General features: G+C 68.7%; 23 protein-coding genes. 12 read left to right on the top strand and 11 right to left on the bottom strand.

Annotated elements, in window-relative coordinates:
• Positions 1 to 4: 4 nt before the first annotated feature.
• On the bottom strand, positions 5 to 178 hold the full coding sequence (locus EV651_RS41660; protein ID WP_166658898.1) for a hypothetical protein: 174 nt from the start codon (positions 176 to 178) through the stop codon (positions 5 to 7).
• Positions 179 to 377: 199 nt separating this feature from the next.
• On the opposite strand from EV651_RS41660, the gene EV651_RS35630 reads away from it, so the two are divergent.
• On the top strand, positions 378 to 593 hold the full coding sequence (locus tag EV651_RS35630; protein ID WP_133789657.1) for a hypothetical protein: 216 nt from the start codon (positions 378 to 380) through the stop codon (positions 591 to 593).
• Here EV651_RS35630 and EV651_RS35635 read toward each other — a convergent pair.
• Positions 590 to 2752 (bottom strand): BTAD domain-containing putative transcriptional regulator, encoded by a 2163-nt coding sequence (locus tag EV651_RS35635; protein WP_133789658.1) that lies wholly within the window; start codon positions 2750 to 2752, stop codon positions 590 to 592. The genes EV651_RS35630 and EV651_RS35635 overlap by 4 nt on opposite strands.
• A gap of 54 nt (positions 2753 to 2806) precedes the next feature.
• On the opposite strand from EV651_RS35635, the gene EV651_RS35640 reads away from it, so the two are divergent.
• Positions 2807 to 3667 (top strand): alpha/beta fold hydrolase, encoded by an 861-nt coding sequence (locus EV651_RS35640; RefSeq protein WP_133789659.1) that lies wholly within the window; start codon positions 2807 to 2809, stop codon positions 3665 to 3667.
• On the opposite strand, the gene EV651_RS35645 is transcribed toward EV651_RS35640, so the two are convergent.
• The gene (locus tag EV651_RS35645) at positions 3664 to 4905 is read right to left on the bottom strand and encodes an amidohydrolase family protein (protein WP_238157403.1); all 1242 of its coding nucleotides are present in this window, start codon (positions 4903 to 4905) and stop codon (positions 3664 to 3666) included. The genes EV651_RS35640 and EV651_RS35645 overlap by 4 nt on opposite strands.
• Before the next feature lie 64 nt (positions 4906 to 4969).
• Between EV651_RS35645 and EV651_RS35650 the strand changes: the two genes are divergently transcribed.
• Positions 4970 to 5458, top strand: coding sequence for a MarR family winged helix-turn-helix transcriptional regulator (locus EV651_RS35650; RefSeq protein WP_133789660.1), 489 nt, complete (start codon positions 4970 to 4972; stop codon positions 5456 to 5458).
• Positions 5459 to 5505: 47 nt separating this feature from the next.
• Here EV651_RS35650 and EV651_RS35655 read toward each other — a convergent pair whose 3' ends face one another.
• The 3 genes from EV651_RS35655 to EV651_RS35665 form a co-directional block, all read right to left on the bottom strand.
• Complete coding sequence (locus EV651_RS35655) at positions 5506 to 5721, bottom strand: helix-turn-helix domain-containing protein (RefSeq protein WP_012923942.1); 216 nt, start codon at positions 5719 to 5721, stop codon at positions 5506 to 5508.
• Between the two features lie 146 nt (positions 5722 to 5867).
• Entirely contained in the window at positions 5868 to 7043 is a 1176-nt protein-coding gene (locus tag EV651_RS35660) for an acetoin utilization protein AcuC (protein ID WP_133789661.1), read from the bottom strand.
• Positions 7044 to 7060: 17 nt separating this feature from the next.
• Positions 7061 to 7372 carry a hypothetical protein gene (locus tag EV651_RS35665; RefSeq protein WP_133789662.1) on the bottom strand — a complete coding sequence of 104 codons (312 nt, stop codon included), beginning with the start codon at positions 7370 to 7372 and terminating at the stop codon, positions 7061 to 7063.
• An 83-nt stretch (positions 7373 to 7455) separates the two neighbouring features.
• On the opposite strand from EV651_RS35665, the gene EV651_RS35670 reads away from it, so the two are divergent.
• The 4 genes from EV651_RS35670 (at position 7456) to EV651_RS35685 (ending at position 10868) form a co-directional block, all read left to right on the top strand.
• Positions 7456 to 8019 carry a TetR/AcrR family transcriptional regulator gene (locus EV651_RS35670; RefSeq protein ID WP_202870658.1) on the top strand — a complete coding sequence of 188 codons (564 nt, stop codon included), beginning with the start codon at positions 7456 to 7458 and terminating at the stop codon, positions 8017 to 8019.
• A gap of 213 nt (positions 8020 to 8232) precedes the next feature.
• On the top strand, positions 8233 to 9006 hold the full coding sequence (locus EV651_RS35675; RefSeq protein WP_133789664.1) for a hypothetical protein: 774 nt from the start codon (positions 8233 to 8235) through the stop codon (positions 9004 to 9006).
• Between the two features lie 150 nt (positions 9007 to 9156).
• On the top strand, positions 9157 to 10125 hold the full coding sequence (gene trpS / locus EV651_RS35680) for a tryptophan--tRNA ligase (RefSeq protein ID WP_133789665.1): 969 nt from the start codon (positions 9157 to 9159) through the stop codon (positions 10123 to 10125).
• Positions 10122 to 10868 carry an endonuclease/exonuclease/phosphatase family protein gene (locus EV651_RS35685; RefSeq protein ID WP_133789666.1) on the top strand — a complete coding sequence of 249 codons (747 nt, stop codon included), beginning with the start codon at positions 10122 to 10124 and terminating at the stop codon, positions 10866 to 10868. The genes trpS and EV651_RS35685 overlap by 4 nt, the downstream gene beginning before the upstream one ends.
• On the opposite strand, the gene EV651_RS35690 is transcribed toward EV651_RS35685, so the two are convergent.
• Complete coding sequence (locus tag EV651_RS35690) at positions 10854 to 11756, bottom strand: TIGR03560 family F420-dependent LLM class oxidoreductase (protein WP_133789667.1); 903 nt, start codon at positions 11754 to 11756, stop codon at positions 10854 to 10856. The genes EV651_RS35685 and EV651_RS35690 overlap by 15 nt on opposite strands.
• 98 nt (positions 11757 to 11854) lie before the next feature.
• A complete protein-coding gene (locus tag EV651_RS35695) occupies positions 11855 to 12211 on the bottom strand; it encodes a helix-turn-helix domain-containing protein (protein WP_133789668.1) in 357 nt (118 codons plus the stop codon).
• A gap of 50 nt (positions 12212 to 12261) precedes the next feature.
• On the opposite strand from EV651_RS35695, the gene EV651_RS35700 reads away from it, so the two are divergent.
• Positions 12262 to 12690 carry a TIGR03618 family F420-dependent PPOX class oxidoreductase gene (locus EV651_RS35700; RefSeq protein ID WP_133789669.1) on the top strand — a complete coding sequence of 143 codons (429 nt, stop codon included), beginning with the start codon at positions 12262 to 12264 and terminating at the stop codon, positions 12688 to 12690.
• 10 nt (positions 12691 to 12700) lie between these two features.
• On the opposite strand, the gene EV651_RS35705 is transcribed toward EV651_RS35700, so the two are convergent.
• The 3 genes from EV651_RS35705 to EV651_RS35715 all read right to left on the bottom strand — a co-directional run bounded on the left by EV651_RS35705 (position 12701) and on the right by EV651_RS35715 (position 15151).
• The gene (locus EV651_RS35705; protein WP_238157404.1) at positions 12701 to 13216 is read right to left on the bottom strand and encodes a hypothetical protein; all 516 of its coding nucleotides are present in this window, start codon (positions 13214 to 13216) and stop codon (positions 12701 to 12703) included.
• Between the two features lie 172 nt (positions 13217 to 13388).
• Positions 13389 to 14192 carry a pyrroline-5-carboxylate reductase gene (gene proC, locus EV651_RS35710; protein ID WP_133789671.1) on the bottom strand — a complete coding sequence of 268 codons (804 nt, stop codon included), beginning with the start codon at positions 14190 to 14192 and terminating at the stop codon, positions 13389 to 13391.
• A gap of 29 nt (positions 14193 to 14221) precedes the next feature.
• Positions 14222 to 15151: a proline dehydrogenase family protein gene (locus tag EV651_RS35715; protein ID WP_133789672.1), complete on the bottom strand. Its 930-nt coding sequence runs from the start codon at positions 15149 to 15151 to the stop codon at positions 14222 to 14224.
• 85 nt (positions 15152 to 15236) lie between these two features.
• Here EV651_RS35715 and EV651_RS35720 point away from each other — a divergent pair, with 85 nt between their 5' ends.
• From EV651_RS35720 to EV651_RS35735, 4 genes are all read left to right on the top strand, one after another.
• Entirely contained in the window at positions 15237 to 16271 is a 1035-nt protein-coding gene (locus EV651_RS35720) for a DUF695 domain-containing protein (RefSeq protein WP_133789673.1), read from the top strand.
• A gap of 72 nt (positions 16272 to 16343) precedes the next feature.
• Positions 16344 to 16982: a nucleotidyltransferase domain-containing protein gene (locus EV651_RS35725; RefSeq protein WP_133789674.1), complete on the top strand. Its 639-nt coding sequence runs from the start codon at positions 16344 to 16346 to the stop codon at positions 16980 to 16982.
• The gene (locus tag EV651_RS35730; RefSeq protein WP_133789675.1) at positions 16979 to 17392 is read left to right on the top strand and encodes a hypothetical protein; all 414 of its coding nucleotides are present in this window, start codon (positions 16979 to 16981) and stop codon (positions 17390 to 17392) included. The genes EV651_RS35725 and EV651_RS35730 overlap by 4 nt, the downstream gene beginning before the upstream one ends.
• Positions 17393 to 17533: 141 nt before the next feature.
• The gene (locus EV651_RS35735; protein WP_133789676.1) at positions 17534 to 18010 is read left to right on the top strand and encodes a SigE family RNA polymerase sigma factor; all 477 of its coding nucleotides are present in this window, start codon (positions 17534 to 17536) and stop codon (positions 18008 to 18010) included.
• Positions 18011 to 18062: the final 52 nt, after the last annotated feature.

Raw genomic sequence — 18062 nt, forward strand, 5'->3', positions numbered from 1 at the left:
CATCTCAGGCAGCTTTGCGGACCGCGACCGGGACGACCGGCTCGGTGAGGACGGCGAGGTGGGGAGTGGCTGTCTTCGCGGTGGTGCTCGCGTAGGCGGCGGGGGTGAAGGCGACGGCGGCGAGCCCCAGGGTGGCGATGGTGCCTACGGCAACGGTCTTGACGATTCGGATCGGCATCGGAAGCCTCCTTCAGGTTGGTGACTCCATCCTGATCGCACGGTCTGCGACGGCCCTGGAAGATTCCTGGGAGGAGGCTGCGAGTCAGAGCGACGCCACGTCAGGCACCGCATCGGCAACGATCCCGACGGTTTCCGGTGTCCACGGTCCGGAGCGGATCACGATCGGTCGGTGACCAAACGCGAGGTACTTTGGCCGGATGGAGTACGTGGTGTTTCTCGCTGGGCTCGCCGTGGTGCTGGCGGGGCTGACCTGGTTCGCCTCGTGGGCGAAGCGCCACGGGCGCGGGTCGGGGGTCGCGGGCGCGATCGCGGCGCACGACGAGGCGTACCGGACCACGGCACACCAGTCGCACCACGAGCTGCGGCTGCAGGCCGATCGGAAGTCCGAGAGCGGTTCTCCGGACGACCTCTAAGGCAGATAGTCGGCAACCGGGCCGAGGGTGAGCAGGCCGCTGCCGGCTGCGTGTTCGTCGGCCGCCGGCGCCAACGCGGCTTGCGCCTTTGCCAACAGCTCGGGGTCATGGGTGCTGTGGGCAGTCAGGGCCCAGTACGCCTCCAACAGCAGGCCGGGCGGCGGATCCGGCGCTCCGTACACCCACGGAGCGTGCGGGCCGTAGTCGGCCTTCGGGATCGGTTCGCCATGACGTACGGCGTGTGCGGCCAACGCCAGCGGGAGGAGACCGGCGCTCAGGCCGGGCATGCCCGCGTCGTCGAGCAGGGCGGCTGCGGCGCGGTACGACTCGGGGGTGTCGTCGCGGAGGGCGGCGTACCAGCGAGTGAAGACGGCGACGAGCGGGAGCTCGTGCCGGGCGGCCAACGCGTCGGCGGCCGCTGCGTGTTCGTCGGCGGCGGTGTGGTCGGCTCTTGCGCAGGCGGATTGCAGCCTGATCAGGTGGCCGAGAACCTCGTAGGTAAAGAGGTTGTGGCGCTGCGCGAGGGTGATGAGTTCGGCGCCGATCGCGTCGCGTTGTGGGGCGAGGCCGGCGCGGTGACAGGTCTGCATGAAGACGCCGTTCAACGTGAACGCCAGCAGCGCGGGGTCGTCGAGGCCGCGGGCTAGTTGCTCGGCCTCGAGGGCCGCCTCCCGTGCTCGCGGCGAGCGGGAGCCTCGGGACTCGAGCGCGATCGTGGCCAGCAGTCGTGCGCGGATGCTGGCGTGATGCTGGGTCGGCAGTACGCGTTCGGCGGCGGCCACGATGGCCGCTGCCTGCGCTTCGTCGTCGGAGCGGGTCCAGATCGCTGGTACGTCGTACGCACCGATCACGCGGGCGGTGAGGTCGGGATCGCCTAGCTCCTCAGCCGCGGCGATCGCTGCGAGCCGGTGCCGACGAGCCGCTTCCAGCCCGCCGCCACCGGTAACCGCGAGATTGCGGAGCAGCCCGACAGTCGATTCGATCCGAGCCCGCGTCCCCCCGACGGCCCGGTCATACGCAGCGGCCGCCTCCGCCCACACACTCCCAGCCTGCGCCAACCGCGCGCCCGAGCCGACCTCCCCAGCCGAAGCGACCTGCCCAGGCGGGGCGAGAGGTGCAGGCGGAGTCGCCTGCCCAGGCTGAGTGAGACGTGCGGGCGGGGTGACCTGGGAAGCCTCGGTGGGATGGGCAGCCTCGGTGGGATCGGTGGGCTCGGCAGCCTCGGTGGGATGGGCAGCCCGGGTGGGATGCGCGGCCTCGGTGGGATGGGCGGTCTGGGTGAGCTGGGGTGGCCTGGTGCGGTGGGGTGGCGGGGTTAGGTGGGGGGCCTGGTTGAGGATGTCGGTTTCTAGGCGGGTGAGCGTGGGGCCGGGGTCTAGGCCGAGTTGGCCGACCAGGGTTTCCCGGGCGCGACGCAGTACGGCGAGGGCGTCGCCTTGCCGTTCGCTCCGGTACAGGGCGAGGGCCAGCAAGCGCCAGGCGTCCTCGCGCCACGGGTGCTCGATGACGTGTGCGTCGAGGTCCGGCACCGCCTCCGCTGCGAGGCCCATCTCCAGGCGGGTTTCCGCGATCTGCTCCACAGCATGCAGCCGCAACTCGGTCAGTCGCGCCCGCTCGGCCAGCGCCCACGGTTCGTCCACGAACTCGGCGTACGCCGGCCCCCGCCACAACCCCAACCCGGCCAGAAGCTCATCCAACCGCTCCTCCGACGACGCAAACCCCGCTGACCCACGGCTCACACCCGCCGCTCCCACGGCCGACCCGCCGCTCGGAGCGGACGCTTGCGCGGCTGGCCCGCCGCTCGGGGTGGAGGCGCGTAGTGCCTTCTCGAAGTGCCAGGCGTCTACGTTTGTTGTTTTCAGGGCGTAGCCGGGGCCTGCGGTGATCAGGAGTCGGGCTGGTTCGCGCGGGGCGCGGTCCGGCTCGATCGCTCGACGCAGCGCGGCCACGAACGTCCGCACCGCACTCAACGCGCCCGCTGGCGGATCGACCCACAAGTCGTCCACCAACACCTGCGCAGGCACGACCCGCCCCCGCGCCACGATCAGCCGGGCCAGCACGGCCCGATGCCGCGGCCCCCGCAAATCAACCTGCTCCCGGTTCAGGTCGGACGACTCGCTCTCCCAGGCGACCACCGGTCCCAGTACGCCGAACTCCACTCGGTCACGGTAGCGCTCATTCGTTGCTCATCCGGATCGGTGAGGCTGGGCGGCATGGAGATTGAAGGCTTTGACTACCGGCGGGTGCCGGGTGCGGATGGTGTGGTGCTGAATGTTGCTGTCGGCGGCTCGGGCACTCCGGTGGTGTTGTTGCACGGGTTTCCGCAGACGCATTTGATGTGGCGGCGGGTTGCGGCTGAGTTGGCGGTGGATCACACCGTGATCTGCCCGGATCTTCGGGGCTACGGCGCGAGCGACAAGCCGGCTGAGGGGTATTCGAAACGGAGCATGGCTGCGGACGTTGTCGCGGTGGCGGCTGCGTTGGGGCATTCGCAGTTCGCGTTGGTCGGGCACGACCGGGGTGCGTTGGTCGCGTTCCGTGCTGGTCTCGATCACCCGGACGTGGTTACACACCTGATGTGCCTGGACGTGTTGCCGACGCTCGACATGTGGGACGTGATGCACGGAACGACCGCAGCCGTCGGGTTCCACTTGTATCTGATGGCGCAGCCCGTCGGCCTGCCTGAGCGGATGATCGCCGCCAGCTCGGACGAGTTCTTCGGGTACTTCCTCGACCTGTGGACGAACGATCCCGCGGCGATCCCCTCCGACGTCCGCGCAGCGTACCTGGAGGCCTGCCGGCACGCGGTGCCGTCGATCGTCGCGGACTACCGCGCCTCGGCGACCGTCGACGTCAAGCACGACGAGGAGGATCTTGCCCGGGGCAACAAATTGCGGATGCCGGTGACGGTGATCCAGCAGGACTGGGGCGCCGCACTCGGCTTCGACGCCGCGGCCCGCTGGAAGACCTGGGCCCCCGATCTCCATCATCAAACCACCACCTCCGGACACTTCATGGCAGAGCAGAACCCGCCCGAAATCACCACAGCCATCCGCAAGCTCCTCAGCCGCTAGGCGGCTTCGGTGAGGTAGGCGGTGGACTCGGCGAGGTCGGCGAGGGCCGCTGGGAGCAACGGGCTCACGAGTCGGCCGTCGCGTTTGACCGGCGTGCCTCCGACCAGGACCGTGTCCACGTTCCCCGGATGCGCGGCGGTCACCACGGTCGCGACCGGGTCGTGCAGACCGCCGGCGAGATTGATGTCCATGCTGCGGAGCAGCACGACGTCGGCCTTGTTGCCGACGGCGAGTGACCCCACGTCGGGTAGTCCGAGCGCTCGAGCTCCGCCGTACGTCGCCAGCTGCAGCACCTCCGCGGCCGTGAATGCCTGGTAGCCAAGGGAAAGCACCTCGTGCATCGCCCGGAACATGTCGCCGCCGGCCGTGGTCACGACGTCGATCCCGAGGCTGAAGGGAATCCCGGCCTCGCGGAGCCGGCCGGACAACGGAGAGCCCATCTCCATCCGCGACTCGACCGTCGGCGTGACCGAAACGGCCGCACCGGTCTCGGCGATCACCTTCAGCTCGGAGTCGGGCAGGTTGTTGCCGTGCACGTACAGCGTGTTCGGCCGCGCGAGCCCGGCATCCCGCAACCGCGTGATCGGGTCGGGGGCCTGCGCCGTGCTGCTGACATGGACGACGACCGGCACCCCGAGTGAGTCGGCCAGCTCCCAGTCCTCGCGGACCGTCTCGAACGGCGCGTACGCCGGCCCGATCGCCGCGACCGCCAACTCGAGGCGCTCGGACCGGCGCCCCATGATCCGGCGCATCTCCCCGGCATCGACCGCGCCACCACCGAGCGGTGAGGGACCGTACCCGAAGACGGCCCGGATCCCGCTGCGTTCCAACGCGTCCAGCGCCGCGTCGGCCTGCTCCGGGGAACGCTGCACGTGGGAGTAGTCCTGGACCGTGGTGATGCCCGCGTCCAAGCACTCCAGCGCGCCGACAAGGTTGCCGGCCGCAACATCTTCCGCGCGGAACCTCGACCCGTAGCCGCCCAGCACCCGCTCGAAGTACACCCCGAGACCGGCGTCGAGGGTGATCCCGCGCAACGCGGTCTGCCACAGGTGCCGATGTGTGTCGACGAACCCGGGCAGCACGATCCGCTCCCGCGCGTCGATCACCTCGGCGTCCGCGGTCAGCCCGGCCCCGACCGCCGCGATCCGCCCGTCCTCGATCAGTACGTCGGTGTCGCGCCGTACGACGACCTCCGGGAAGGTGTCGACCACCGTCCCGCCCTTGAGCAACAACCTCACGTCGATCTCCCTCAGTAGAAAGCTTTGAAGAAAGCTATCATCAAAGGCAGATAAGCTGTCAACCGTGACCGACGACCCTGTGGACCGGCTGATCTCGTCCTGGGAGCAGGAGCTGCCCGAGGTGCTGTATCCGACCAGCGAGCTGACGAAGCGGATCATGCTGCTGGCCGGCGAGCTGAACGCGTCGACGCGGCGGGTGCTGCGCGACCTGGAGCTGACCATGGCCGAGTTCGACGTACTCGTCTCGCTGCGCCGCTCCGGTGCGCCGTACCGCCAGAAGCCGTCGGACCTGGTCCGGAGTCTGCTGCTGTCGTCGGGCGGGACCAGCAACGTGACGAATCAGCTGGTCCGCCGCGGCCTGGCCGTCCGCGAATCCGATCCGGACGACGGCCGCGGGACGCAGATCCGCCTGACCCCGGAGGGCATCAGCCTGGCGGAGCAGGCTGTGAAGGCGAGCTCGGCCGCCCACCACGACCTGTGGGCCGGAGTGCCGGACGAGGCCGTCGTACAAGCAGCGAAGGCGCTTCGGGCGCTGAACAGGCCCGGGACATGACGAAGGGGCCGGTCCTGATCGGATCCGGCCCCTTCGGCTTCTCGTGGTTATCCGGCCTGGAAGAAGGCGCCCTTGAGGTAGTCGTGCACGGCGTCCTCCGACACCCGGAACGAACGACCCACCCGCACCGCGGGCAGCTCACCGGAGTGCACCAAGCGGTACACCGTCATCTTGGACACGCGCATGGCCGTGGCGACTTCGGCCACGGTCAGGAACTTCACCTCGGCGAGCGGCTGCTCACCACCGGACTTCTTTGATGCCATTTGCGCACCGCACTTCCAGCACGGATCGTGCGCCGGCTTCCCCTCCGGCACCTCCGTCCGTGCATGTCACGAGCGTAGTGGCTGTTGGTACGAATGGGAAAGAGGGGGACTCGTGTGACTCGGTCCTGGCTCAGAAGCTCGGATGCTCAATAGGTCGGATCGAGGCCCAACAGAGGGAAGCTGGCGTCGCGGGTGGCCTTGATGGCGCGATCGAGCCACGTGTCAGGGTTGTAACCGCTCGACCAGTCGACGTACGACGCGTCGCGGCCGTCCGTCATCCGCACCGGCGCGACCCGGCCGAACCGCAGCTGGACCTCCTCGCGCCAGGCCTCCGGCACCAGGGTGGCAGGGTCGATCGGGTGCCCGGCGACGATCGCCAGCAGGTGCGTCCAGGCCCGCGGTACGACGTCGATGATCGCGTACCCGCCGCCGCCGGTGGCGACCCATTTCCCGTCGGCCACCTCGTGCGCGAGTTGATGCAAGGCCAGGTACGCCGCACGCTGCCCGTCGATCGTCTTCGTCAGATGCGCCAGCGGATCCTCGACATGCGAGTCGCACCCGTGCTGCGTGACCAGCACGCTCGGACGGAACGCTTTCACGACATCGGGGACGACCGCATGGAACGCCCGCAACCAGCCCGCATCGCCTGTCCCGGGCGGGAGCGCGACGTTGACCGACGTACCTTGGGCATCCGGGCCGCCTGTCTCACCGGCGCTTCCGGTGCCCGGGAACAACGTGGTCGGCGACTCGTGAAGACTGACGGTGAGGACGCGCGGGTCGTTGTAGAAGACGGTCTGTACGCCGTCCCCGTGGTGAACGTCCACGTCGACGTACGCGACCCGCTCGGCGCCGTGGTCGAGTAGCCACTGGATCGCGATCGCCGGGTCGTTGTAGACACAGAAACCGCTGGCCTGGTTGGGCATCGCGTGGTGCAGGCCCCCGGCGACGTTCGCGGCGTGCAGTACGTCGCCCTCCCAGACCGAGCGGGCCGCTTCGACCGAGGCGCCGGCGATCCGCGCGGAGACCTCGTGCATGTTCGGGAAGCAATACGTGTCCGACGTACCCAGTCCGTGCGCGGGATCGGCGTCGTCGGGGTTCTCCCCCGCATGCTTGACCGCGGCCACATACTCCGCGGTGTGCACGGTCTCGAGCAGCGCGTCGTCGGCGGTCGGGGCAGGCACGACCTTGAGTTGGTCGAGGACGCCGAACTCGCGGGCGAGCTTGATCGTCAGTTCCACCCGGATCGGACTCATCGGGTGCCCACGGCCGAAGTCGTACGCCGTCAACCCGTCGTCGAAGACCAGCAACGCCTCACCACTCATGCCCTTGACCTTAGCCTTCAGGACTCGGGTAGGGGTTTCCCGAACCTGACACTTACTCGGTAGGCGCCTCGCCGTGCATGGAAAACAGTCATGCCGACGACTCCCAGGGAGCCGGCGATCAGGGCTGCATGAGGGTGATCGCCGACCTGCGCCAGGGCAAGGAGGACGCCGGCGATCGCGAACGCCGCCAGGCCGCCGACCGCATTGTTGGTGGCGGAGTTGCCGGTCAGGTTCGGGTACTCGCGGGCGGTGATGCCGCTGACGAAGTGCGGGATGCCGTTGGTGCCCATCAGTCCGGCCAGGAAGGCCAGCACGATCGTCTGGATCATCGGTTTCTCTCATTCAGTCTACATGTGTTGACTGAAAGGTAGACCGCATCCGGCGTTGGGTCAACATGCGTAGACTGAGGGCCGTGGCGACCAGGGTGGAACAGCGGCGGCGCACGGAGACCCGGATCCTGACTGCGGCCCGGCAACTGTTCGGTGAGCAGGGCTTCGAGCGGACAACGATCCGCGCGATCGCGACGCGGGCCGGCAGCGATCCCGGGCTCGTGATGCGGTACTTCGGCTCGAAGGAGAAGCTGTTCGCGCAGGCGGCCGCGATCCCCGCGGACGGTCCGATCGAGGGCTCACCGGAGCAGATCGCGGAACAACTCATCGCCGCGCTGACCGAGAAACTCGCAGACGAGCCGGCGGCGGCACTCGCCGCACTGCGCGCGATGTTCACCCATCCGGAAGCGGCTGAAGAGGTTCGGGCCGCGATGACAGCGCAACAGCGGCAGGTTGCAGCGCAGTTGTCCGGGGACGACGCATTGGTGCGATCCGGGGTGATCGGCGCGCTCACTCTCGGGCTGGTGATCTCGCGGCACCTGGTGCGGCTGGACGGCCTGGACGCGTCACCGGCCGAGCTGATGGCTGTCGCCGGGCCGTTGATCGAGGAGTTGGCGGGCGGCTCGACGGAGCCGGGGCACAACTAAACGGGCGGCGCGACACCCCTCCCCGGTCGCGCCGGCCCGTCAGCGGACCAACAGTCGATTCATCGGCGGCGGACTGCAAAGCGTTACAGAATTTGCAGCGACTGACAGAAAAGCCGCAATTTCTGGCCCGATTGTGCCGCCGGCCGACTGCGGACAGTGAGATTCGGACTTGCGAGTACGGGCGCCGGCAGCCACAGTTCTCCGGTGAGGCAAATGAAACCCAACCGGCGGCAGATCTTCACGGCAGGAGCCGCCGCTGCGGCTGCCGCCACGGTCGCCGCCTCAACCGAGACCGCATCCGCCGCCACAGGGTCCACAGAGTCGACAGAGTTCGCGGTGACGACGTCGTCGTCCACCGGACCGTACGGCTCCGGCGTGCTCGGCTCCTGGGCCGGCGCCCAACGCGCGATCTCCACACCGGAGCAGATCCAGCACACCAAGGACGTCAACGGCGTCTTCATGTTCGGCGACAGCATCTCCGTCCAGGACGGGAAAGCGCTGGCGATCCGGCTCCAGGGCCGCGACGGCAGTCCGCTGGCCGTGCACAACTGGTCCAGCCGGCCCACGTCCGGCGCGGTCGACGCGTTGCAGCAGTGGGCGTCGACGTACGGCCTGCCGCGGCGGATCCTGATGGCCAGCGGCTCCAACGACATCTTCGACCCGCCGAAGTTCGCGGCCCAGGTCGCGCGGGCGATCAGCATCGTCGGCCCGAACCGGACGTTGTACTGGGTCAACATCCAGGTCGTCCGCAAGAGCGTGACCTCGACCGTGCAGCTCGCCGACCAGCGCAACAGCTCGTGGCTCAACATGCAGCTGTACGACCAGCAGGAGAAGTACCCGAACCTGCGGATCATCCGCTGGGCCGAGTGGCTCTGGGTCAAGCCGTACCGGCTGCTCAACTACCTGCGCGACGGCGTACACCCGACGGTGCCGCTGGGTCAGGACGCCCGCAACGAGCTGATCGTGCAATCCCTCACGCAGCGCTGATATGCTCGGAGCGTGAACACGAACTTGCAGCTGTGGTGGGCCGCCTAGGGCGGTCCACCCGGCGTGTTCGCACGCATCCATGAGGCCGTCTCGCCGAGGCGGCCTTTTTCATGTCCTCGGTGGGGCTCCACACACCGAAAGGGCACGATCATGACCTCGCTTTCCGGCATCACCCCGTCCGGCCGTCTGACGCTGGGCAACTACCTCGGCGCGCTGCGCCGGTTCACCGACCCCGACGGGTTCTACTTCGTCGCGAACCTGCACGCGATGACGACCAAGCACGATCCCCGAAGACTCGCCACGCTGACCCGCGAGTTCGCGACGCTCATGCTCGCGGCCGGTGTCCCCGAGGGCACGGTCTTCATCCAGTCCGACGTACCCACGCACGCCCAGCTCGCATACCTGCTGGAGTGCACGTCGTACGTCGGTGAGCTGTCGCGGATGATCCAGTACAAGGAGAAGGGCAACGGCCGCCCGATGACGCGGGCCTCCCTGTTCACGTACCCGTGCCTGATGGCCGCGGACATCCTGCTGTACGGCGCGGAACGGGTCCCGGTCGGCGGCGACCAGGACCAGCACGTCGAGCTGGCCCGGGACATCGCGATCCGGTTCAACCGCGAGTACGGCGACACGTTCGTCGTACCGCAGCTCAACAAGGCGGCGCTGGCGACGCGGGTGAAGGACCTGCAGAACCCGACCGCGAAGATGAGCAAGTCGGACGCCGACGACGCGATCGGGACGATCCGGCTGCTCGACCCGCCGGACGTGATCCGCCGCCAGATCATGCGCGCCGTCACGGACTCGGACAGCGAGGTCCGGCACGACGAGACGAACAAGCCGGGGATCACCAACCTGCTGGAGATCCTCGCGGCGTGCACCGACGGCGACCCGGTCGAGCTCGCGAAGGCCTATGCGTCGTACGGCGCGCTGAAGCAGGACGTCGCCGACGCGGTCCTGGCCGTCATCGAGCCGCTGCAGAAGGAGTACGCGCGACTCACGACCGACCCGGGAGCGATCGAGAACCTGCTCGCCCAAGGGCGCGACCGGGCGCTCGAGGCGAGCACTCCGCGACTCCAGGCGGCGACTCGGGCGATGGGTTTGGCAGGATCTGCTCCATGAAGATCCGCGCCGCCACGTTCAACCTCCGCAACTCCTCCGCACCCGACGGCGACAACGCCTGGCCGGTACGGCGGAAGGCGGCGGTGGCGGCGATCGAACAGCTGGACGCAGACGTGGTCGGGCTGCAGGAAGTGCTGCCCGACCAGCTCGAGTACCTGCGCTGGCGGTTCCCGAAGTACGAGATCGTCGGCGCCGGCCGGGACGACGGCATGAACGCGGGTGAGCACGCGACCGTCCTGGTCCGGCCCGGCGACTGGAAGGTCGAGCGGCAGGAGACGCGCTGGCTGTCCGACGACCCGGGGACGCCGGGATCGATCGGGTGGGACGCCGACCTGACCCGGGTCGCGACCCTGGTCTGGCTGCGGCACCGCAACGGTACGACGGTCGGCGTCGTCAACGCGCACTACGACCACGCGGGCGAGGTCGCGCAACTGCAGTCGTCGCGGCTGATCGCGCGCTGGATCAGCGGATCGATCCCGTGGATCGTGATGGGCGACCTGAACGCGAGGCCGGACTCTCCCCCGGTGAAGACGCTGGTGGATTCCGGTCTGCGGATCGCCGTACCGATCGAGGCAGGCGGCAGCTGGCACGACTTCACCGGCGCCGTCGACGACGACCGCATCGACCACATCCTCGTCACCTCGACGTGGACCGTGACCGACGCGGCCGTCGAGCACTACCGCCCGGACGGGCGGCTGCCCAGCGACCACTGGCCCGTGGTCGCGACCCTAGAGCTTCGCTAGAACCTCTTCGCGCAACCGTTCCAAGGCCTCGAAGCGCCGGGTGCCGTCGCCGAGGAACGCGTCCGGCACCAGCAGCTCGTCGATCCCGGCCGCCGGGTACTGCGCGACGACGTCGAGCACCTCCTGCGCCGACCCCATGATCACGTGCGCACCCCGGCTCTCCAGGCGCTCCTTGCGCTCGATCGCCTCGGTGTCACCCGGTACGACGACCTCCAGCAACGTCTGCGCGGAACGCCGTACCGTCGACGGATCGCGCCCCACGCGCTCGCAGTGCTTCGCGAAGACCTCGCCCTTGTGCGCGGCCAGCTCCGGACGTCCCCAGTGGTTCCACTCGTCGGCGTACTTCGCGACGATGCCGAGGGCAACCTTTTCGCCCGCGGCGCCGATCAGGATCGGGAGCTGGGCCGGCTTCGGTTCACAGGGCGCGCCGGCGAGCTGGTAGTACTTGCCGTCGAACGTCGTCCGCTCCTGGGTGAGCAGGCTCTTGATCACCTGGCAGGCCTCTTCGAAACGCTTGAGGCGCGGGCCGATCGGCGGCAGCTCGATGCCGTATGCCTCGTGCTCATTGACCTGCCAGCCGGCGCCGATTCCCAGCACGAACCGGCCGTTCGCGATCTGGTCGATCGTCGCGGCCGCGTTCGCGACCACGGCCGGGTGCCGGTACGTGTTCCCGAGCACCATCGAGCCGACCCGAACCCGCTCGGTGCGCGCGACGACCCCCGCGATCAGCGCCAGTACCTCGTTGACCGGGACGCTCAGGTCGTCCCCGTTCTGCATGAAATGGTCAGCGATCCACACGCCGTGCCATCCGGTCCGCTCGGCGTACTCAGCACCTTCGAGCACACCCTGCCAGGTCCGTGACGCCGCCGGCCACAAAGAAAAGTCCATGCCCCGACCCTACGTTCGCCCCCAGGAAGAGATGGGCGGAGGAGGAGGAGGGCGCAGGAGGAAGAGGAGGAGGAGGGCGGTGGAGGAGGAGATGGGGGTTACGGGGATTCTTGGGCGGCGAGGACTGCCTCGCCGTTCTGTTCTGCCCATTCGGTGAGCATTCGGATGGGGCCCATCAGGGTGCGGCCGAGGTCGGTCAGGGCGTATTCGACGCGGGGCGGGACGCCGCCGTGGTCGGTCCGCGTGACCAGGCCGTTCGCCTGCAGCCGGCGGAGTGTCTGGGTGAGGACCTTCTTCGAGATCCCGCCGATCAGCTCGATCAGCTCCGAGTGCCGGCGGGCGTGGTCGTTGAGGCCCCACAGCACGACGACGGCCCACTTGTCCGCGATCACCTCGACCGCGAGACGGGCCGGGCAGTCGGCCAGGAAGACGTCGCCAGGTTCAACACCATGCACAGCGTTCAGGGTACTCAGAGGTTCCCACGGCGCTGTCTAGCGTCTGCTCCATGAACCTTCCCGAGAGCACTCATCGGATCTTCGACGAGCCCAAGGACGTCACGATCATCACGATCGACCCGGACGGGTCGCCGCAGGCATCGCTCGTGTGGGTCGAACGCGACGGCGACGACCTCTTGATCGGGCTCCAGGCCCCGCACCGCAAGACCCGCAACCTGTTCCGTGATCCACGGGTGACGCTGCTGGTCCAGGACGACCAGGTGAGCTCGCGCGGCATCACGCAGTACCTGACAATCCGCGGTACGGCGAAACTCGAGGGGCCGGGGATTCCCCGCGAGTACAAGGCGTTGATGGACCGCGAGACGCAGCGTTACCTCGGGCTGCCCGAATTCCCCTTCGGAGAAGGGATCTGGGACACCGGCGTGATCGCCAGGGTGACCGTCGACCGGATCGCGGGCGAAGGGCCGTGGATCAGATGACTCAGGTGACTCAGATGACTATGTGCCAGCGGAGCAGGAAGGCGCCGATGGACAGGACGACGTAGAGCAGGACGAGGAGGGTGCCGATGCCGGGGCGCGGGCGGTGGCGCTGGACCTTGACCTCGAAGGACTGCTCCCGCAGCACCTCCATCACGGCGGCGACCTCGGCGGTGCGGTCCGTGGGGATGCCGTTGATCTCGTGCTCGTCCGGGCCGCGAGTGAGTACGACGTTGTCGTCGCCGACCTCGATCTTGCCGACGTCCTGCCAGGCGAGGCTGCGGATCAGCATGCTGGTGCGGGCCTTCAGGCCGCTCGGGAACAGCTCGACGCGATACAGCACGACGCCGCCGGCGACGCGGACGACCGACGCTCCGATGATCGTCAGCAGACCGACCGCGAGCATGTCGCGGGCACCCATCCACAGCCACGAGTTCAGCGCCGGTACGACGACGAACGGCAGCACGAACAATGCCCAGGCCCACCACGGCGCCGGGTCCAGCGGCACGCGCCACGGCAGCGGCGGCACCTCGCGTTCCTGAAGCCGCGCAGGCCGATCCTCATGCTGCGCAGGCCGATCCTGATGCTGCGCAGGCGTTGTCGCCGGCTCGACCGAACCATTACCCATGGGCGGACTCATATCCCTCGAACATGGCAGGAAACCTCGGCGCCCAACCATAACGCCAGCGGTGCGAGAGGTGTTATTCGGCAGCCAGGTCGCGCGAACGGTTGCGGGCGGCCTCGATCGCGGACAGGAACGCGGCGCGGACCTTGTGGTCCTCGAGTTCGCGGACCGCGGCAGCCGTCGTACCGCCCGGGGACGTCACGCGCTCCCGCAGTACCGTCGGGTGCTCGCCGGTCTCGCGCAGCAGCTTCGCGGATCCGACCACGGTCTGTACGACGAGTTCGGTCGCCGTACCGCGCGGCAGGCCCATGTGGACGCCGGCCTCGATCATCGCCTCGACGACGAAGAAGAGGTACGCCGGACCTGAGCCGGAGATCGCCGTCACCGCGTCCTGCTGCTTCTCCGGGACCCGGATCACGCGACCGGTCGCGGCGAGCAGGCTCTCGGCCAGCTCGAGGTGGCTCTCGTCGCAGTGCGCGCCGCGGGAGATCGCCGCCATGCCCTCGTCGACCAGGGCCGGCGTATTCGGCATGACGCGTACGACGGCAACCCCTTCAGGCAGCCGCGACTCGACGAACCCGGTGGTGATACCGGCCGCGAGCGAGACGACAGTCTGCGACGGCTGCACCGCTGGGGCGATCTCGGCGAGCAGATCGCCCATGTCCTGCGGCTTCACGACCAGGACGAGCGTGTCCGCCTGCTTCGCCGCCTCCACATTGGACACGACGTCGACGCCGTACCGCTCACGCAGCTCGGCGGCGCGTTCCTCCCGGCGCTCGGTGATCAGGAGGTCCTCCGGTCGCCGCCCGGCCCTGATCAGCCCGGACAGCAACGTCTCCCCCATCACTCCGGCCCCGAGAACGGCCACCTTGTTACTCATGCTCCACAGGTTAGCCGTCCGGGCCGGCGTTACTTCTTGCTGATCAAGGAGCGGGCGAAGAACTGGAGGTTGGCGGGGCGCTCGGCGAGGCGGCGTACGAGGTAGCCGTACCAGTCCTCGCCGTACGGGATGTAGATGCGGACCGTGTGGCCCAGACCGGCCAGGCGGAGCTGCTCCTCGGGGCGGATGCCGTACAGCATCTGGTACTCGAAGCTGCCCGGTTTGCGGTTCGCGCGGTCGGCCAGCGCGCCCGCGATCGCGATCAGCCGCGGGTCGTGCGACGCGATCATCGGGTAGCCGTCGCCGTTCATCAGGACCTTCATCGCCCGGACGTACCCCTTGTCGACCTGGCGCTTCTCCTGGAAGGCGACCGACTCGGGCTCCTTGTAGGCGCCCTTGCACAGGCGGACGCGGGAGCCGGCGTACGCGAGGTCGCGGCAGTCGGACTCGGTACGGCGGAGGTAGGCCTGCAGGACCGCACCCGTCTCCGGGAAGTCCTGGCGCAGCTCGCGCAGGATCCCCAGCGTGGAGTCGGTCGTGGTGTGGTCCTCCATGTCCAGCGTCACCGTCGTTCCGGCGTTGCGGGCGGCGAGGCAGATGGTCCGCGCGTTCTCCAGCGCGATCTTCTCGCCGTCCCCCGGGAGCGCCTGGCCGACGGCGGACAGCTTCACCGAGACCTCGGCGTTCTTCGTCAGGCCGGCGGCGGTGAGCTTCCGCAGCAGGTCCAGGTACGCATTGGCGGTTGCGGACGCCGCGGCCCGGTCGGTGACGTTCTCACCGAGGTGGTCGAGGGTGACGTTCAGCCCGTTGCTGACCAGCTTCTCGGTGGCCAGCACGGCCTCCGGAGCCGTCTCACCGGCGACGAACCGCGAGACGATGCCACTGGACACCGGCAGCGACGACACAGCCTTCTTGATCTGGGAGCTGCGGGACACGCCCAGCAGAATTCGCCGAAGCACTCGGTGTTCCTCCTCAACCCACCCAGGTGACAGTTGCTGCCGACGGTGTCCATCGTCGCACCCCTGGTTGGGAGAGGATGCGGCCATGCCCATCTTCAAGCGTCGTCGCCGGAACGCCGTGGAGGCCGATCCGATCGGCGCGTTCTGGTCCTGGTGGTCGAGCGCCGGCGCGACGAGTGTCGCGGACGCGATCGCCCGCCGGGAGCCGACCGACGCGAACGCGGAACTGAACGAGCGGGTCGCCCGCATCCACCCGGACCTGGAGTGGGAGCTCGGCCCCGGGCTGCACGCCCGGCACGCGCTCATCGTCACCGCCGCCGGCAACCCGGCGCAGCGCGCGGTCGCTCGCCGCTGGCTGCGGGCCGCTCCGCCGTCGGACCAGGTCTGGGAGTACGCCGACCTGCGCCGGCCCGGGCCCGCGGTGACGATCCAGTTCGAGGGGCTTCCGCCGGTCGCGGTCGACGAGTCGGTGGTGTCGATCGAGCCGGATTCGGCTTCGGTGCATGTCGGTGTACACCATCCTGTCTTCTCGTCGTTGTCGGTGGATGTGCAGCGCCGGGTCACGTTCCTGATCCTCGACCTGGTGCTCGGCGAGGAGATGGTGGAGACGTGGGTCGGTGCGATCGACACGCTGCCCGCCGCGCCTGCCGACGCCGTACCGGTGATGGAACTGCTGCCTGCGGTGGCGGGGTTTGCTGCCGAGCACACGCTCGAGGACGGCAGTCCGGCGTGGAAGATGCTGGAGGGTACGCGCGACGGTCAGCGGGTGATCGCGACGGCCGAGTACCCGTTGCGGTCGATCCGGCGGCCGCACCTCGATACGCATGTCGCTGTCGCGATCCACTATCCCGTGGTGCGTGAGGACGGGCTTCCCGAGTCCGAGATGCTCGACGAGCTCCGGGCGTTCGAGGACCACCTCACCGACCGCCTGGGCGGCTCCGGCAACCTGCTGGCCCATGAGACCTCGGCCGGCACCCGCATCCTGCACTACTACGTCGACGGCACCACCCCCGCCGACGCCCAACTCCAAGCCGCCACCACCGGCTGGCCCCACGGCAAGGTAACCCTCACCACCACCCCCGACCCCGCCTGGCAGAACGTCGCCCACCTCTCCGGCTGAGGCGCGATCCGCACAAACACCATAGTGCCGACATCGGTAGAATAGTGCTGGTATCGGCACTATAGTGTTGCAATGGACATGTCCCGGCCAATAAGCACAGTGATCCCGACTCTCGATGGTCCGGTGCTGGCAGTGCTGGCGCGCACGTCGAAGCCACTTACCGGCCGGAAGATCCACCAGTTGGCGGCCAGCGGGAGCGAGACCGGGACGCGCAAGGTCCTGCGCCGCCTGGCCAGCACTGGGCTGGTGACCGCAGCGGAGGTCGGCAGCGCGGTCCAGTACACCCTGAACCGCGAGCACCTGGCTGCGGCCGCAGTGCTGGAGCTGACCGCGCTGCGGCAGCGACTGTTCCAGCGGATCGGCGAGGTGATCGAGCAGTGGCCGCAGCAGCCCGTCCATGCGAGCGTGTTCGGCTCGACGGCCCGTGGTGACGGCGATCTTCACAGCGACGTCGATCTGCTCCTCGTTCACCAATTCACCGACGACCCGCCAGGCAGCTGGGTCGCCGATGTCGACGTACTCGGCGACCAGGTCCTCGCATGGACTGGCAATCACCTGCAGATCTACGAACTCAGCGAGAGCGAACTCACTGATCATCTCCGCGTCGGCGAGCCCATCGTCGACGACTGGCTGCGCGATGCGTTCACGGTCTACGGGCAAGACTTCCGCCACCTGCGCAACCGGATCGTTCAGGACGTGCTGCCGCGATGAACCCACCGACAGGCAGAGCCCAGGAGTGCAACCGAGCCCAGGCAGCCGTCCGACTCACTCAGGCGCGGGCGTTCCTCGAGGTCGCCGAACTCGTCGGCGCCGAAGACGACGAACTGGCCAACGACAACGTGGCGGCCGCCTTGGCCGTGCTCGCCGGAATCGCCGCCGCCGATGCGGCATGCTGCGGCACCCTCGGTCAGCGATCGCGCGGCCAGGACCATCGGCAGGCAATCCAGATGGTCGCCCAGGCGGGTCCCGACGGCAAGACACTGTCCCAGGCGCTCCGCCGACTGCTCGACATCAAGGACGGCGCGCACTACGGCATGATCTATGTCGGAGCCGCCAAGGCCAAGGCCGCGATCCGGAACGCAAGGACGCTGGTCGACGGGGCCGCGAAGCTACTCGTTTGAGTCCCGAATGCAGTCGGTGGGAGTGCGGCGGGTGACCCGGCAGCGCGTCTGTTGACCTCAGTCCGCTCGTGCGCCTGGCTGGATGCAACCTGGGCGTTCGGGGTTTCCGTCTTGAGGGGGAGATGGAGAGTGGAGGCTCGGATGGTGGAGCGGGACCGGGAGTTCGTCGAGTTCGTCGAAGGGGCGGGGGTGGCCTTGCGGCGGACGGCGTTTCTGGTGTCCGGGGATCGACACCGGGCGGACGACATCGTCCAGGACGCGCTGTACAAGCTGTACCTGGCCTGGCCGAAAGTACGGCGGGTGAGTAACCCGTTCGCCTACGCGCGCCGGATGGTGGTGAACGCGGCGTACGACGGGAAACGCCGGCCGTGGCGGCGGGAGGTGACGATCGCCGACGTACCGGACCAGGTCGGGGACGACGACTTCGCGGCGGGGCATGCCGAGCGGGACGAGGTACTGGCCGCACTACAGTCGCTCGGGCCGCGTCAGCGGGCGTGCGTCGTACTGCGCTACTACGAGGACCTCTCCGTCGAGCAGACCGCGGAGATCCTCGGCTGTTCCACGGGCACCGTGAAGAGCTGTGAGGATGATGGCGTGCTGTCCCGGACCGCGGTTTGACTCGCGTGAGAGCAGACCGGTGTGTCCTGGCTTGGATCTGTCGACCGTTGGT

It is taken from the genome of Kribbella sp. VKM Ac-2571 (genome assembly GCF_004362255.1).
Lineage (GTDB): Bacteria > Actinomycetota > Actinomycetes > Propionibacteriales > Kribbellaceae > Kribbella > Kribbella pratensis.

Excerpts from the sequence above, each read along its gene's own strand:
- EV651_RS41660 (WP_166658898.1), bottom strand. The coding sequence starts at position 178 with ATGCCGATCCGAATCGTCAAGACCGTTGCCGTAGGCACCATCGCCACC.
- EV651_RS35630 (WP_133789657.1), top strand. The coding sequence starts at position 378 with ATGGAGTACGTGGTGTTTCTCGCTGGGCTCGCCGTGGTGCTGGCGGGG.
- EV651_RS35640 (WP_133789659.1), top strand. The coding sequence starts at position 2,807 with ATGGAGATTGAAGGCTTTGACTACCGGCGGGTGCCGGGTGCGGATGGT.
- EV651_RS35655 (WP_012923942.1), bottom strand. The coding sequence starts at position 5,721 with ATGGCATCAAAGAAGTCCGGTGGTGAGCAGCCGCTCGCCGAGGTGAAG.
- EV651_RS35660 (WP_133789661.1), bottom strand. The coding sequence starts at position 7,043 with ATGAGTGGTGAGGCGTTGCTGGTCTTCGACGACGGGTTGACGGCGTAC.
- EV651_RS35665 (WP_133789662.1), bottom strand. The coding sequence starts at position 7,372 with ATGATCCAGACGATCGTGCTGGCCTTCCTGGCCGGACTGATGGGCACC.
- EV651_RS35675 (WP_133789664.1), top strand. The coding sequence starts at position 8,233 with ATGAAACCCAACCGGCGGCAGATCTTCACGGCAGGAGCCGCCGCTGCG.
- trpS (WP_133789665.1), top strand. The coding sequence starts at position 9,157 with ATGACCTCGCTTTCCGGCATCACCCCGTCCGGCCGTCTGACGCTGGGC.
- EV651_RS35685 (WP_133789666.1), top strand. The coding sequence starts at position 10,122 with ATGAAGATCCGCGCCGCCACGTTCAACCTCCGCAACTCCTCCGCACCC.
- EV651_RS35690 (WP_133789667.1), bottom strand. The coding sequence starts at position 11,756 with ATGGACTTTTCTTTGTGGCCGGCGGCGTCACGGACCTGGCAGGGTGTG.
- EV651_RS35700 (WP_133789669.1), top strand. The coding sequence starts at position 12,262 with ATGAACCTTCCCGAGAGCACTCATCGGATCTTCGACGAGCCCAAGGAC.
- proC (WP_133789671.1), bottom strand. The coding sequence starts at position 14,192 with ATGAGTAACAAGGTGGCCGTTCTCGGGGCCGGAGTGATGGGGGAGACG.
- EV651_RS35720 (WP_133789673.1), top strand. The coding sequence starts at position 15,237 with ATGCCCATCTTCAAGCGTCGTCGCCGGAACGCCGTGGAGGCCGATCCG.
- EV651_RS35725 (WP_133789674.1), top strand. The coding sequence starts at position 16,344 with ATGGACATGTCCCGGCCAATAAGCACAGTGATCCCGACTCTCGATGGT.
- EV651_RS35730 (WP_133789675.1), top strand. The coding sequence starts at position 16,979 with ATGAACCCACCGACAGGCAGAGCCCAGGAGTGCAACCGAGCCCAGGCA.
- EV651_RS35735 (WP_133789676.1), top strand. The coding sequence starts at position 17,534 with ATGGTGGAGCGGGACCGGGAGTTCGTCGAGTTCGTCGAAGGGGCGGGG.